The following is a 14,088-nucleotide window of genomic DNA, read 5'->3' on the forward strand; positions in this document are numbered from 1 at the left end:
TATTCTCGCCCCAAAAAAATAATGTCAAAATTTAATGAAGAAAAAGGTTGTTTTTTACCTCAGTTCTTTGTTGTGCACTGGCTTTTTTAGATTCAGAAATTTCGTTTTTTTTCTTTTGGTTTTCTTCAAATTCCTTTTCATAACTATCTCTGTTATCAAGTCTGTCAATACTTTCAAGAAGTGCAAAAAATTTAAATCCATTTGCAGATGTAACGATATCAAATGAATTAATGTTTCCGGCAGTATTATTGTCAAGAGAAGGTCTTTTTTCGCAAAGTTGATATGCAATTAGGTCTGGACCGAGTTGATAGTATAAAAAGTCGCCATATTCAGTTGGGTCATTCCAACCAACTCCATAACTGAATTGAGGCATAAAAAGTTTGAACAAGGTCAATAAATCTAATTCTTTTAAGCCAATTCGATAATGAAGATTTAGCGGGATTTCAGCGTAAGTAGTTAATAGAATATTATTCAAATCTCCATATCTGTAATTTCCGATTTTTTGTGATAAGAAATGTTTTTGATATTCATTCTTCTTTTTATAAAATCTTAAATAAAGAAAATATCCAAGTACTAGAATTAAAGATAGGATTAGAAGTACATAAAGTTTTATTTCAAAATGAAAAATATCTTTAAAGAATTCCTTGATAGATTTACCTTCTAATAATTTATATATAATTGCTGAAAAAAATGGAAGTAAAAAAATAATTCCTGTTGCAATTAGTTGGCTAAAAACTGAATCACTCCATATTTTTTTAAATGTATTTTTCGCTTTTAATTCAGCCGTATTTTCTACCGTTATATTTTTTTCTTTTTCAGAACTCATAGTTTAGTTGAATCAATAACTTTTTACTGATAAAATAGTTCCAGCTAAATGGTCAAAATCTTTGTCGGTTGTCAACAATGTTGCATTTAATGTTAATGCAGTAGCTCCAATCCATAAATCATTTTTGCCCATTGTTACATGAGAACCACCTTTGAAAACTCCCTTATTATCTGGAATGATATTTTTGCTATAACAATCTATAATTTTATAATTGTCAATTAGAAGATTATCAGAATGAATGATGTCAACATAAGTAACTCCTTTTAAAAATTTATTTAAGAAAGCGAGTTTTGAACTTTGCCAACCAGCTATTTGAGCAAAAGTTATTAATTCTGCTTTTGTTACTACAGAAATAACTTGTATCGGTTGAACCTCTAAAGAATTAATCCAATTTAGAGCTTGCTTACCTTGGTTACTTTGTCTAATTATATGAATTACAGCACAAGTATCTAATACTAAATATTTCATTCTTAAATGTTATTTAGTAGTTGCTGAAACTCTTCGTCAGTCTCATTTCCTGGCCATTGACCCGCAATTTCGTTCATCCAATTTTTAGTAGGATTTTTTTGAAGTTGCTTTTTAATTTGTAATTCGGTTGATTCTGAAAAAGGAATTTTAGAAAAATATTTATCTTCTTGAGAAGATTCAAAAATTCTTTCAATTTCTATGTAAGCAAGTTTTCCATTTGTTTTGAAATGCCCAACTCCATAAATTGTTGCTTCTTTACCCCAAAAATCTTTGATTTTTTCTTGCTGACTTTTTTGAGTAAGATTACCATAAAGATTACCCTGTTCTGTTTTTACAGTTACTTTGGATTTGCTATGTTCAAGAATATCAATTATGCCATTAACAACAACATTTTGTGGGTCAGGTATTCTATCTTCCAACAATTTAATCTTCTCAAAATCTGATTTTTTTAAATGTAGTTCGGGTAACGAACTTCGGTTTGAAATTATTAATTCTTCATTGTTAGATTTGAAGAACGTTTTTAAATCTTTTAAGTCTTTAAGCAAAGATTTATCAAGTAAGTCTTTTTCCTCATCTTGGTCATCAAATGCTTCTTGATAAGCCAACATAAATAAAGACATAGGTGTTTGATTCGGCAATTCTTCTGCAACTTCGGGTTGGAAAGCATTAATTTGTATTCCTCTAATTGTACTCTCAAAAGTTTGTGTTTCTAATTGAAGAAGAGTACTACTTTCTTTAATTCCTTTGAGTTTTATTTTTAATGCATTGTCTAAATAACTTACTTTTTTGCCTTGCTTATAAGAAATTCCACCTAATCTAATTTGCAAAGCTCCTTTGGCAATATTAGTAATACTCTTGGCTAAAAAGGCAATTCTGTCCAAATCTATAGTTCCCTTCTCTTGAAGGTCACTTTTTAAAATTATATCATATTCTACGATTCGTTTTTCCAAAATACAGACAGTTTATACAAAGGTATAATTTAATAAGTTAGCAATAATTTTATTTTTTTCAGCTTGTGCACAATGTTCTTGTATACGAACAGTGCGAGGGAGAATGGCTTTAGCCATTCGGTTGAGCAAAAGCCGATTTTTACAAATTCCGCTTATTAATTTTTTTCTGCAATAAGTCGGATTTGTTAAAATTCGGCGACGTAAAAAAGTGCCTTCATTTTTAATTAAGCGACTAATCTCGAATTGTTTGTATACGTTGTTAGCCACCGTTATTCTTCAGTCTGACTTCGTAGTAGATTTGCAAATCTTCATAAGTTTCATTTGAACGAAACCAATTTAAATTGCTGATTTCCATAAATTCATCTTCAATCGATAAAATATCAATGTAATCATTGACAAATTTACCGTCATTTAATATTATTTCGTTACCACTTGAAGACAAATGCCAATTTCCATTAAGCGACATGTTTTTTAAACCCTCAATTGAAAACGAATTATTTTCCGAAAATTCAAAAGTCATTTTTTTATCAACTAATGAATTGTAAGGTATAAAACCTGAAGTTGGTTCTGTTGAAAGAAAAATTGTATCAGTTTTTAAAATTTGTTCAATTACCCATTTCGATTTTGATATTTTATTTAGAGAAGTCTCCTTTTCTATTTTTGTCGCATTTTTTTCTTTTACCATTTTAGCGGTTATCAATTCTTTACAATTTATACATTTTATAGATAAAATTGAATCTTCGTTGTTTTTAATAACTTGATAAAAACTATTAAAAGCTTGTCTATTGGTTATTGCAAATAAATTAATTCCATTTATGTTTTTGAAATTCCATTGCTCGACCATTCTATCGTACTTATTAGTTTTTAGATTTTTCAATATTGCCATTTTAGAATTTGGTGAATCGAAAAATTGATTATTAGTTAAAATTAATTTTGAGTTATACTCATTATAATTTGGGTTATCATATAGTAATTGCCAATTATTTGCATTAAAATCAACTATTTTGTTATCATTACCTTTTAAATTAACGAGTTTAATTCTTGCAGCATTTTTATAATTAACAATTAAACTGTCAGGATATTCAGCTATTATTTTGAGGTCTATACTGTCTCCAAAAGTTATTTGATTGTTTTTAACTTCGAAATTATAACTTTCAATTTCATCGTAATAAACACTGCTAATATTTACTATGTTATTCTCAAAATTAAAGATTAAACCATCAAGTATTGAATTTTCTGCATCTGGAGGGATAGGATATGACTTTGTTACTAACCAAGATATTCCGCTTAATTAGTTTTTATTGCACGAAATAAAGAAACACGCAAAAAATATAAATGGAATCAGGATTTTTTTCATAATGGTGGCTAACGGTCTCGTATAACCGTCAGTTACGGGTTAATATGCGTTATTTTTCGGTTTAGCACAGACTTTAGCAATTCCGATTGGATTCGGACGTAGTCGAATCCGCCGTAATTGCGGTTATACATTGTTGTAACACGTTTTTTTTATTTGTCCGCCTAATATTCCACCAGCTATAAAAGTTGGAATAAATCCAAATATTAATATCCAGAAAAAAGGCTTGTAATAATAGTCAACAATTGCGTCATAAACATTATCTCCATTGGCAAGACCTTCTTCAATAAATCCGATTGTTGAACCTCCAAAAACTCCACAAATTAAAATTATCATTAGTCCAAACATTCCAACCAAAATAGAATTCCATTTTCTTTGGCAAATCAGTCTTTGCATTTTGTTCCCGATATAAAAACCCGAAACAAACAAAGAAGTAATTCCTAGACCAAAATTTAAGGAAAAATCTAAAATAAAATCAACTAAATCTTTTATTGGATTTTTAGTTCCAGCTAATAGCCATAGAAATATTAAAATTGCTATTAGCAGATTAATTCCAATGGTTAGATAAGTGTATTTAACAGCTTTATTCATATTCTATCCAAACATTGCCCAAAGGATTGACATTATTGAGTCCAAAGTGCTCTGTTCTTTTTTAGATTCACAATATTTTTTCGATAAGTATTTGAGCGATTTTTTGTTCCAGTTGTTATCAAATATTGCATTCAGTTCAGATTTGTGGTTTTGTATTTCGGATTTTGAAAGTTCGTTTTTTTTGATTTTGTATTCGGTTTGTACTAATTCCGTTATTTTCTCAAATTCTCCATTTTGGAATAGTTCTTTTTCCTTTGAAGTTCCAACATTCTCCAACGATGATTTTTTTCCTTCGTAGGTGTCAAAAATTCCTAAATGTTTTTTAGTTAATTTCAATTTTCGTTGGTTTGGTAAATGTGTTACAACGTGTTTGTGTATGGCTCGTTGCGGGAAATCCGCAGGATTCTTTCCGCCGAAACCGAAAGATAGCAAATTGCAATGAATTCCGATTAGGAATTCAGCCGCAATGAGCTATACACGGTGTTGCCTGCAGTTATTATTTTGTCAGTTTTGCATTCCGCCATATTTTCTTTTTATCCAAAAATTCGTCATTATAATTAATCAGTTGAAATAAATAATTTCCGAAATGTTTTGGTTTAAGTTTTAACAAGTTAGTTTGTTTCATTTCCGTTTGAATTTCTAAAAAGCTTTTCCCAGTTTTTATGAAGTCAATAAGTCCGTTTACCTTTTTCAAATCAGATTCATTGTCTATTTGTAACTGCATATTATAGATTGTCTCTCTTATTGGAATTTCGTATTCATTAAATTCCGCCAGCAGTTTTGGGTTTTTTTCGATTACTTTTTGAAGTTCAGAATATTGACTGTTGTTCAGTTTTGAAACAAAAACTTCGCTACAACTCTCATAACTAAATGATTTTTTAAGCTTCGAATTAAGAAATCTTTTCGCAACGATTATTCGGTCTTTAATTCGGTCGCCAATTTTATTTTCTCCGAGTGCAGGATAACTTTCATCGTAAAATTGGTCAACAATATTTTCAATTCTGTAAATTCCTTTTGAATAAGAATTTACCCAATCTCCAACTTGAAGTTGGTTTGATTTTTCTCTTTTAAACAGTTTGTTCAATATTGTCAATTTCGGTCGGTTTTAATTGCAGGCAACTAGTGTATATAAGCAAGTTAAATAAAAGCTTCAATAACCACAATGGTTCAACCAATAATAATTAAAATAAAATGAGTACATTTCAGTAAAATTTATATCCGTGTATAAAGATAGTTTTAAAAGATTTTCTCAGTTATTACAGTCAAAGCAATATAGTGCCAACACAATCAATACATACGTTGGTTTATTAAATGCATTTAACACGTTTTTAGGGGATTCAATAGAAATGGAGCGGATGGAGCACCCATATTTATTAAGAAAAATTAGTGAACACATACTTCAAAAAAACTACGTATATACAACCAAGAAGCAATTTCTTAGTGCTGTCAAATTATATTTAAGAGAGATGTATAAAATCGAGGCAGATTTTGATACCATCTACCCAAGAAAACCACAACGTGTATTGCCCATGATTCTTTCAAAAGAAGAAGTTTCATTGATAATAAACAAAACAACAAACGAAAAACATAAAGCCATGCTGCTCTTGATGTACAGCACGGGAATGCGAACGGGAGAATTAATAGACCTTAAAATATCCAATATTGACGGCAACCGTAATTGTATTTTTATACAACAGGCAAAAGGCCGAAAAGATAGGATAGTTCCTTTTCCCGAAACCCTTAAAGAGTATTTACGCGAATATTACAAAAAATATAAACCAAAAACATTTTTATTCGAAGGTCAAAGAGGAGGTAAGTACACCGCAGGTTCTCTACGGGCAATTTTTAAAAAAGCATGTAAGAAAGCTAAAATTACAAAACACGTAACACCCCATAGTCTAAGGCATGCGTACGCGACGCACTTGCTAGAAACCGGTACTAATTTAAAATTGATACAGGAATTATTGGGGCATAACACTATAAAAACTACATTGCTTTATACCCAAGTCTCGACTATAAATATATTGAAGGCGAACAGTCCCATAGATTTTTTAAAACTTGATTGAATAAGTAAAATGCATTAGTTTTTTCTAAAACAATAAATCCCAAAAACTCAACAAGCCTTTGGGATTTTATTTTTTCTTCTGAAATGTTACTTACTTACTTACCCTGTCCGTCATATTTACCCATATAACGTTTCCAAAGTTCTGTTTGGTGGGTTTCTAACGAAATATCTCTTCCGTCAATAAACGCTTTTGTCAATTGATTTCCACGCATGTCTAGAGCATCACCTTCGCTAATGAAAAGCGTAGCACTTTTTCCTACTGTTAATGTTCCATAGTTATCTCCAATTCCTAAAATTTCCGCAGTGTTACCAGTGATTAGTTGGAGTGCTTTTTCTTTATCCAAGCCTTGTCCCACCAATTGCCCAGCATAGAAAGGCAAATTCCTCGTTTGGAAATTTGAGGTACTACTATTTTGAAGTGCAACCATAAGACCACCATCCACTAAAAGTTTTGGTAGTTTATACGGCAAATCATAATCATCATCTGCGCTATTGGGCAGATTGTGTGTGTGCTGTACGAGAACAGGGATGTTGTTACGTTTCAGAAACGGAATCACCTTATACGCTTCGTATCCTCCCACAAGGACAATTTGCTGCACGCCCGCTTCTTGAGTTGCTGTAATGGCATCGATGATATCTTTTTCACGGTCAGCATAGATGTATAGTCTTTTATCTCCATTGTAAAGACCTTGCATGGCTTTCATTTCTTCATTAGCAGATTGCCCGCTGCCATTGCCAAAAGCTTTTGCCTGTGCTAGGTAGCTCTTTACACCATCCACTTCTTCGGTATACTTTTTATTGGGTTGATACCCTCTGGGTTCTCCAATCCACCATCTCCCGCGACGGAAACTATTGGGCCAATTCATGTGAATACCGTCGTCCACTTTTACAGCGGCGTCTTCCCAGTTCCATGCATCAAATTGTACAATGGATGAAGTCCCTGAAATTGTACCTCCCTGCGGAGTTGCTTGCCCAATCAATACACCGTTGGGGCGCATGGATTCGACTACTTTGCTTTCTGCGTTGTATGCAATGAGACTGCGAATGTTTGGTATCATCTCGCCAATTTCGTCACGGTCATTACTCGCTCTCACGGCTTCAACTTCAATAAGACCCAAAGAAGTGGCAGGTGCAATAATCCCAGGGTACACGTGCTTTCCAGCAGCATTTATGACAGTTCCTTTTGAAGCAACGTTGGTGCCTATGGCTGTAATTTTTCCGTTTTCAAAAACGATGATAGCGTTTTCAATCACAGTTCCGTCGCCCACATGCGCTGTTGCCCCTTGAATGGTCATCGCGCCTTGTTGCGCTGGAGCAGGTGTTTGCTGCGCAACTACTGTCATTGTGGTAACGGTGAGCAGTAGGGAACAAATTAGTTGTATGTTTTTCATCTTAAATGTGTTTCTTGGTTTTTAATTATTTTAGAGAAGCTTTACTGAAATGTGACTTCGTTTTTAGATTTCGAATTTAATTTCAGCTTTGATTTCATTTACATTTCAGTATCGCAATGGAAATCTTTTGGTGCTTTTCTTGATGGCTTTTTTGTTTTTCCACCACCGTCTTTTTCTGTAGCCATCATTTTCATGAGTTGGTTTCTTTCTGCGGCAATGGCAGCTCTCTTTTGTTTGTCGGTTTCTAAATCAAAATACGTTTTACCTTCGATAATTGTTTTTTCTGCAATAGCATAAATGCTCATTGGATGGTCAGACCACAAAACAACATCGGCATCTTTTCCAACTTTAATGCTCCCTACACGTTCGTCAATGTGAAGTAATTTTGCAGGATTGATAGTAACAGTTTTCCAAGCTTCCTCTTCGGTCATTCCGCCATATTTAATGGTTTTTGCGGCCTCTTGATTCAATCTGCGGGACATTTCGCCATCATCACTATTGATCGCAACTGTTACACCTTGGCTTGCCATAATCGCGGCATTGTAAGGGATTGCATCGTTTACTTCGTATTTATATGCCCACCAATCGCTAAACGTAGAACCGCCCACGCCATGCTCGGCCATTTTATCAGCCACTTTATATCCTTCTAGAATGTGGGTAAAGGTGTTCACTCTAAAACCAAATTTTTCAGCAACCTTCATCAACATATTGATTTCGCTCTGCACATAACTGTGGCAACTAATAAATCTTTCCCCGTTTAAAATTTCGGCTAAAGTCTCCATTTCGGCATCTTTACGATATGGTTTTCCGCTCTTTTTAGCTGCGTCATATTCCTTGGCGCGGTTAAAATAATTGACAAATAACTGCTCCACACCCATGCGCGTTTGTGGAAAACGACTGTAGCTCTCCCAATTGGATTGCTTTACGTTTTCACCCAAAGCAAATTTGATGAATTTAGGGCTGTCATCATAAATAAGCCCGTCTGCATCCTCGCCCCATTTAAGTTTGATAATCGCAGAACGCCCACCAATTGGGTTGGCTGAACCGTGTAAAATCTGGATACTCGTAACACCACCTGCAAGGTTGCGGTAAATGTTTATATCTTCTGGGTCCACAACGTCTTCGATGGTAACTTCGGCACTTGAATTTTGGCCTCCTTCATTGATGGAAAGAGCAGCAATGTGCGAATGTTCGTCAATCACTCCTGCGGTTAAATGTTTTCCCGTTGCATCGATTACTTTAGCTCCGCCAGCACTTAAATTTTTTCCTATTTTGCTTATTTTTCCGTTTTTGATTAAAACGTCGGTTTGTTCTAAAACACCTTCATTTTCACTCGTCCAAACGGTAGCATTTTTAAACAACATATCTTGTTGTTGTGGTTGTACTGCATTTCCGTAGCCTATGTTTGGAGAGGTCATTGGGAGTACTTCATATACTTTTGGCTCTTTTTCTTCATCGTCTTTTTCTTCGGAAACGTTACCGGTATTTTCCTTTTTTGTAGCAATAAATTGTGAAGATAATCCACTTGGCAATACCGCTTTTCCGCTGAAATTTCCACCTTGTTTTGGAACGATTCCCGTGGTTCTAAAAATTTCCTTGGTTTCTTCGTCTGTGAATGAAAGCGTCACCCAGTTTTCTTGATATTTGAAATCATTTTTATATTCAACCGTATCCATCTTAACCGAAGCTTTTGGCTTTGAAGGCTCACCGCTTATGTTTAAGTCGTAGGTTTTTCCGCCGACAGCAAGCGTATAATCTCCACGGATATCTGTTTGGTCTTTTGATTCCAAAACGTTTTTATTTCCTTGAACCCAGTTTTCATAAATGGTAGTGCCATCTTCAAAAAGTTCGCCAGAAGTGATTAAAAAATTTGCATACATCCCTTTGTTCAAACCTCCTATTTTATCACTCATATTAAGCAATTTTGCGGGTACGGTTGTCAAGGCTTCGAGTGCTTTTGTTTTGTCAAAACCATACGCAATTGCTTTTTCTAGTTTTGAAGAAAATTCACTCGCCTTCTCTAACTTAAAAGTAGTTAAAGCAAAAGGAACCCTATTTTCTGAAAGTACTTTCGGGTTCGTTGGTTCTTGATTCCAAGCGCGCATATCTTCTACCGAAATATATTCGGCTAAATATGGATCACTCACGTCAAATGCATCGGTAAAATTAATTGGAATGATAAAGGTCGCATTAGTTGCTTTCATTTGGCGCGCCATTTCATATTCGTCACCACCGCCTACGATTACATAGTTTACGCCATACGCGTCACCTATTTTATCAGCTCTCAAATTATTGGTTTTGTCACCCGCCTCAAAAAAAGATACTTTGCCTTTTTTGGCAATCAATGCTTCAAGTGAGCGGTCTTTGGTTGGTATATTTCCTTTACTGTACCAATCTGCATCTTCGTACACTTGGCGCAATAAGGCCATGGCTCCCATCAAAGAACCTGGATAAGACTGTCTGCTTTTTACACTTTTTGAAAAGGAATAAAACTGTCCAAAATCATCATCAAGCACGCGAGTAGCTTCTCCGTCATCATCATTTAAGGCAACGAGAACGCCACTTCCGCGCGCAATACCGTCCATCATGTGTGTATTGACAACACCAAAACCTTGTTCGCGCATTTCTTTCGCTGCTTTTGCGTCGTATTTAAAAGAGTCAATAGCAGCGGTTTCGGGCATGATGTGGTCGTTCCAGTAAAAACCTTCGCGTGTTGCTTCGTATTGTGGAGACCTGCGGCCACCACTTTCTCTTTTTGGTTTTTCTACGCCAAAATCAGTATACGGGTCAATGAATGAAGGATAAATAAATTTACCGGCCAAATCTTCCACCACTGTATTTTTTGGGATGGACACATTTTTACCCGCTTCGACCACTTTGCCATCCTTAATCAATAAGGTAGCGTTTGTCACTTTTTGAGTGGGAGTAATAAAAATGGTAGCGTTTGTAAAGGCGTGATAATTGGAGTTTGTCTCTTTCACGCCATCGTTTTTTGGAAAATAATCCTGAGCGGTGAGCGCACTGGTTGCAAGTAACGCCAAGACGATGAGTCTTAATTTTTTCATAAATATGTTCGCTTTCGCGGAAATTTTAATGATTGATACTATGTTAGTCTTGAAAGATACAAACAAGAGTGGGGTAGGTGTTTGTTAAAAAGTGTTAAAACTGCTTTTGGCTATTGAGGAAAGAAAGAGAGTAAAGTACTTTTTAGGATATATTTTAATTACGTAACGATTTTGAAGGTGAAATTTTAAAAAACTGTTCATTCTTTCCAAACAATTCAAACCCCGTTATTTAAAATTCCCAAAATGCCATAGCACTCCGCTAGGGTCATGAAGAAAAAATTCTTTCCCCCAATCTTTATAGACAATTTTAGTTAATTTTACCGAATATTTTTTAGCCAAATCAAGTTCTTTGATTTCTTTTAAAAAGTTTTCAGGACTATCCACTTCGAGGAAAATCATGGTGTTTTCAATCCATTCCTTTGAATAATAATTCTGTAGATAAAACCCGAAATCTCCAATATGGAAATAAGACATGTTGTCGGAAATCATTGTTTCCTCAAAACCTAATTCTAAATAGAATTCTCTAGAAATTGTAAAGTCTTTTGAACCTATAAACGTTCTAATTGATTTTGGGTTTATATTCATTTTTAGCTTTATAAAAGGGATTGATTATTTAATATTTCCGAAGAGATGTGAATAATGATATTTTATGTTTCTCAATGCTGTTTCATGATTTCTTCGGTTAAAAGTCTAAAGATTAAAACGCTCTATCCTCAAAATAATTTACAACCAACGCCACCATATAGCTATACGTGGCAATGCCTTGCGGTTGATTGTTTGCTTTCAAAAATAAATTATAAAATCCTTTTGAAAAGTCCTCAAACGGACTGTTGTAGCTATCCCAAAACTCGCGCATTTCTTTGTAGCTTTCTAAAATACCAGGATTTATAGTTGTAAGTAATTGGTCATACGTTGCACTATCTCTGCGCGAAACTTCATTGACGCAATAGCGTAAAGCAAAAATATATCCCGTGTATTGAATATAGGGGTCGTCATTTTTTAAGGTAGCGAGCGTGGCAATAAAGTTGGCTTCGTTTTCCTTGGCATAGCCCAATTGGTGGGCTTGCTCGTGGCAACTTACCACAGGAAATTTATGCGTTTTTATCAATCCATTTACTTGAGCTTCGCCAGAAAACGGATTTAAATACCCGCTATACCCCATATATGTCAAGCCCAAACTCCACGTGCTTTTTTTGATGCTGCGATGTTCGAGTGCGAGTGTTGGGTAAACTTCACCCAGATTTTGAAAACTATTTTCGGTGCTTTTAAATACTTCTTTTTGGTCGCGAATGATATCGATTTTAACCGAATCTGGATACCCCAACTGTCGGTGCATTTCGTTTGATTTTGCAATCAGTCTTTTTGTGGTTGAAATGAGTTCTTCCGTTGTATAATCGTTTCCAATTTCCAAAGAAGTATGTAGCGGTTGCCGGTAATAGTTAAAGCCCCAAAGAAAATAAAACATAAAATAAACCACTGAAACATTCGCCATGATTTCTAAAATAACTTTGGCAGGTTCAAATTTTAATCTGCGCACATTTTTATACAACCAGCGAATAGCAAGAATAACGATAAGGACATAAAAAATGTCACCCACCGAAAACGGAACCCAACCCCACAATGTTCTGGAAATCTTGCCAATCCAAGGGTAGAGCCCTAAACTATACCATTGTTCTACAAATTGTGTTGAATATTTCAATAATTGAAGTAGTGCGATTTGAAGCGGAAGCAGCAATGCAAGGATAACTGTTGAATATTTCTTTAGCATAGCTGAAATGTGGAGCAATCTTAAATGTTATAGTTTATCTAAAAGTATCGTAAAAGTAAGAAATGTGCCTAACTTTGTACAGCAACTAATGAATTTAAAGTAAAACTTACTATGAACGAAGCAATCAGGAAATTACAACCACAAAAAGTCTGGAATAAGTTTGCCGATTTAAACGCCGTACCGCGCCCATCAAAAAAAGAGGAACGAGTAATCGAGTTTATGAAGGATTTTGGTAAAAATCTAGGTCTTGATACGAAAGTTGACGAAGTAGGAAATGTGATTATTAAAAAACCCGCAACAAAGGGTCTTGAAGATAGAACGCCTATTGTGATGCAATCACATTTAGATATGGTACATCAAAAGAATAATGATACAGATTTCGACTTTGATTCTCAAGGAATTGAAATGTATGTGGATGGAGATTGGGTACGTGCTAAAGGAACAACGTTGGGAGCAGATAATGGACTTGGGGTTGCAACTATTATGGCGGTTTTAGAAAGTAAAACCATTGAGCACCCACCGCTAGAGGCACTCTTTACGATTGACGAAGAGACAGGAATGACTGGTGCAATGGGTTTAAAAGGAGGTTTATTAAATGGTAAAATTCTTTTAAATCTAGATACCGAGGAAGACGACGAAATAGGAGTGGGGTGCGCTGGCGGAGTTGATGTTACTGCTAAGAAAAATTATGCTCAAATGGACGCTGCAGACCAATATGACGCTCATGTGTATCGCATTACATTAAAAGGTCTTCAAGGTGGACATAGCGGAATGGATATTATTAAAGGCCTCGGAAATGCTAATAAATTAATGAATCGTTTATTGTTTGCTACAAGAGATGTCATGCATCTAGCAAGCTTAAAAGGCGGAAGTCTTCGCAATGCAATTCCTAGAGAAAGTGTTGCTGTTGTAGTTGTTCCCAAAGGGCAAGAAAATGCCTTTAAATCTGAAATCAAAAAAATTAGCGGTGAGATATTCAACGAGTTTATTTCTTTGGAACCAGATTTGGAAATTGTTACTGATAAGATTGAAGACCGACCCGCAAAAGTTTTAAAACAAGATGAACAATTAAAATTTTTAAAAGCGATGTATGCGGCTCACAACGGAGTTTTTAGAATGAGCCCATCCATTGAAAATCTTGTTGAAACATCAAACAATATTGCTAAAGTAACCGTAGTTGATGGAACGATGACTATTGAGTGTTTGACGCGTTCTTCGGTTGAATCGTCAAAAGAAAATTTGGCAACTTCATTACAATCAGTATTTGAGTTGGCTGGATTTAATGTCACTTTTGCTGGGGAATACCCGGGATGGGCACCTAAAATGGATAGCCCTATTTTGAAAGTAATGCGTGAGTTATACGTAAAATTAAACAATGAAGAACCTCACGTAGCTGCTTGTCATGCCGGTTTAGAATGTGGAATATTGGGACAAAATTATCCGCAAATGGATATGATAAGTTTTGGCCCCACTATAAAGGGAGCACATTCGCCAGATGAGCGTGCAAGTATTTCAAGCACTCAAAAATATTGGAAATTCGTATTGGAAACCCTTAAGAATATTCCGTAGAAAAAAATTAGTTTATTAATTAGTACATTTATATTTTAACC

The 14,088-nt window shown here is 34.8% G+C and carries 13 protein-coding genes; 2 read left to right on the forward strand and 11 right to left on the reverse strand.

From position 1 onward, the window contains the following. Nucleotides 1–31: 31 nt before the first annotated feature. The 7 genes from ACSHW7_RS11615 to ACSHW7_RS11645 all read right to left on the reverse strand — a co-directional run bounded on the left by ACSHW7_RS11615 (nucleotide 32) and on the right by ACSHW7_RS11645 (nucleotide 5,282). Nucleotides 32–826, reverse strand: coding sequence for a hypothetical protein (locus tag ACSHW7_RS11615; RefSeq protein WP_435679528.1), 795 nt, complete (start codon nucleotides 824–826; stop codon nucleotides 32–34). A gap of 12 nt (nucleotides 827–838) precedes the next feature. After that, a complete protein-coding gene (locus tag ACSHW7_RS11620) occupies nucleotides 839–1,294 on the reverse strand; it encodes a PIN domain-containing protein (RefSeq protein WP_435679529.1) in 456 nt (151 codons plus the stop codon). A 2-nt stretch (nucleotides 1,295–1,296) separates the two neighbouring features. After that, on the reverse strand, nucleotides 1,297–2,244 hold the full coding sequence (locus ACSHW7_RS11625) for a hypothetical protein (RefSeq protein WP_435679530.1): 948 nt from the start codon (nucleotides 2,242–2,244) through the stop codon (nucleotides 1,297–1,299). A 259-nt stretch (nucleotides 2,245–2,503) separates the two neighbouring features. Continuing rightward, nucleotides 2,504–3,130, reverse strand: a complete 627-nt coding sequence (locus tag ACSHW7_RS11630) for a hypothetical protein (RefSeq protein ID WP_435679531.1) — start codon at nucleotides 3,128–3,130, stop codon at nucleotides 2,504–2,506. A 594-nt stretch (nucleotides 3,131–3,724) separates the two neighbouring features. Then, on the reverse strand, nucleotides 3,725–4,189 hold the full coding sequence (locus tag ACSHW7_RS11635; RefSeq protein WP_435679532.1) for a hypothetical protein: 465 nt from the start codon (nucleotides 4,187–4,189) through the stop codon (nucleotides 3,725–3,727). Nucleotides 4,190–4,192: 3 nt separating this feature from the next. Continuing rightward, nucleotides 4,193–4,525 carry a hypothetical protein gene (locus ACSHW7_RS11640; protein WP_435679533.1) on the reverse strand — a complete coding sequence of 111 codons (333 nt, stop codon included), beginning with the start codon at nucleotides 4,523–4,525 and terminating at the stop codon, nucleotides 4,193–4,195. Nucleotides 4,526–4,685: 160 nt separating this feature from the next. After that, nucleotides 4,686–5,282, reverse strand: coding sequence for a hypothetical protein (locus ACSHW7_RS11645; RefSeq protein WP_435679534.1), 597 nt, complete (start codon nucleotides 5,280–5,282; stop codon nucleotides 4,686–4,688). Nucleotides 5,283–5,409: 127 nt separating this feature from the next. Between ACSHW7_RS11645 and ACSHW7_RS11650 the strand changes: the two genes are divergently transcribed. Then, on the forward strand, nucleotides 5,410–6,255 hold the full coding sequence (locus ACSHW7_RS11650) for a tyrosine-type recombinase/integrase (RefSeq protein ID WP_435679535.1): 846 nt from the start codon (nucleotides 5,410–5,412) through the stop codon (nucleotides 6,253–6,255). Between the two features lie 94 nt (nucleotides 6,256–6,349). Here ACSHW7_RS11650 and ACSHW7_RS11655 read toward each other — a convergent pair whose 3' ends face one another. From ACSHW7_RS11655 to ACSHW7_RS11670, 4 genes are all read right to left on the reverse strand, one after another. Beyond that, on the reverse strand, nucleotides 6,350–7,645 hold the full coding sequence (locus ACSHW7_RS11655; RefSeq protein ID WP_435679536.1) for an amidohydrolase family protein: 1,296 nt from the start codon (nucleotides 7,643–7,645) through the stop codon (nucleotides 6,350–6,352). 98 nt (nucleotides 7,646–7,743) lie between these two features. Further along, nucleotides 7,744–10,710 carry an amidohydrolase family protein gene (locus tag ACSHW7_RS11660; RefSeq protein WP_435679537.1) on the reverse strand — a complete coding sequence of 989 codons (2,967 nt, stop codon included), beginning with the start codon at nucleotides 10,708–10,710 and terminating at the stop codon, nucleotides 7,744–7,746. A gap of 225 nt (nucleotides 10,711–10,935) precedes the next feature. After that, nucleotides 10,936–11,295: a glyoxalase gene (locus ACSHW7_RS11665; RefSeq protein ID WP_435679538.1), complete on the reverse strand. Its 360-nt coding sequence runs from the start codon at nucleotides 11,293–11,295 to the stop codon at nucleotides 10,936–10,938. A gap of 112 nt (nucleotides 11,296–11,407) precedes the next feature. Then, complete coding sequence (locus tag ACSHW7_RS11670) at nucleotides 11,408–12,478, reverse strand: DUF3810 domain-containing protein (RefSeq protein ID WP_435679539.1); 1,071 nt, start codon at nucleotides 12,476–12,478, stop codon at nucleotides 11,408–11,410. Nucleotides 12,479–12,589: 111 nt separating this feature from the next. On the opposite strand from ACSHW7_RS11670, the gene ACSHW7_RS11675 reads away from it, so the two are divergent. Then, a complete protein-coding gene (locus tag ACSHW7_RS11675) occupies nucleotides 12,590–14,047 on the forward strand; it encodes an aminoacyl-histidine dipeptidase (protein WP_435679540.1) in 1,458 nt (485 codons plus the stop codon). The last annotated feature ends 41 nt before the right edge of the window (nucleotides 14,048–14,088 follow it).

This window comes from Patiriisocius sp. (assembly GCF_051252435.1).
Lineage (GTDB): Bacteria > Bacteroidota > Bacteroidia > Flavobacteriales > Flavobacteriaceae > Patiriisocius.

Excerpts from the sequence above, each read along its gene's own strand:
- ACSHW7_RS11615 (WP_435679528.1), bottom strand. The coding sequence starts at position 826 with ATGAGTTCTGAAAAAGAAAAAAATATAACGGTAGAAAATACGGCTGAA.
- ACSHW7_RS11620 (WP_435679529.1), bottom strand. The coding sequence starts at position 1,294 with ATGAAATATTTAGTATTAGATACTTGTGCTGTAATTCATATAATTAGA.
- ACSHW7_RS11630 (WP_435679531.1), bottom strand. The coding sequence starts at position 3,130 with ATGGCAATATTGAAAAATCTAAAAACTAATAAGTACGATAGAATGGTC.
- ACSHW7_RS11635 (WP_435679532.1), bottom strand. The coding sequence starts at position 4,189 with ATGAATAAAGCTGTTAAATACACTTATCTAACCATTGGAATTAATCTG.
- ACSHW7_RS11655 (WP_435679536.1), bottom strand. The coding sequence starts at position 7,645 with ATGAAAAACATACAACTAATTTGTTCCCTACTGCTCACCGTTACCACA.
- ACSHW7_RS11660 (WP_435679537.1), bottom strand. The coding sequence starts at position 10,710 with ATGAAAAAATTAAGACTCATCGTCTTGGCGTTACTTGCAACCAGTGCG.
- ACSHW7_RS11665 (WP_435679538.1), bottom strand. The coding sequence starts at position 11,295 with ATGAATATAAACCCAAAATCAATTAGAACGTTTATAGGTTCAAAAGAC.
- ACSHW7_RS11670 (WP_435679539.1), bottom strand. The coding sequence starts at position 12,478 with ATGCTAAAGAAATATTCAACAGTTATCCTTGCATTGCTGCTTCCGCTT.
- ACSHW7_RS11675 (WP_435679540.1), top strand. The coding sequence starts at position 12,590 with ATGAACGAAGCAATCAGGAAATTACAACCACAAAAAGTCTGGAATAAG.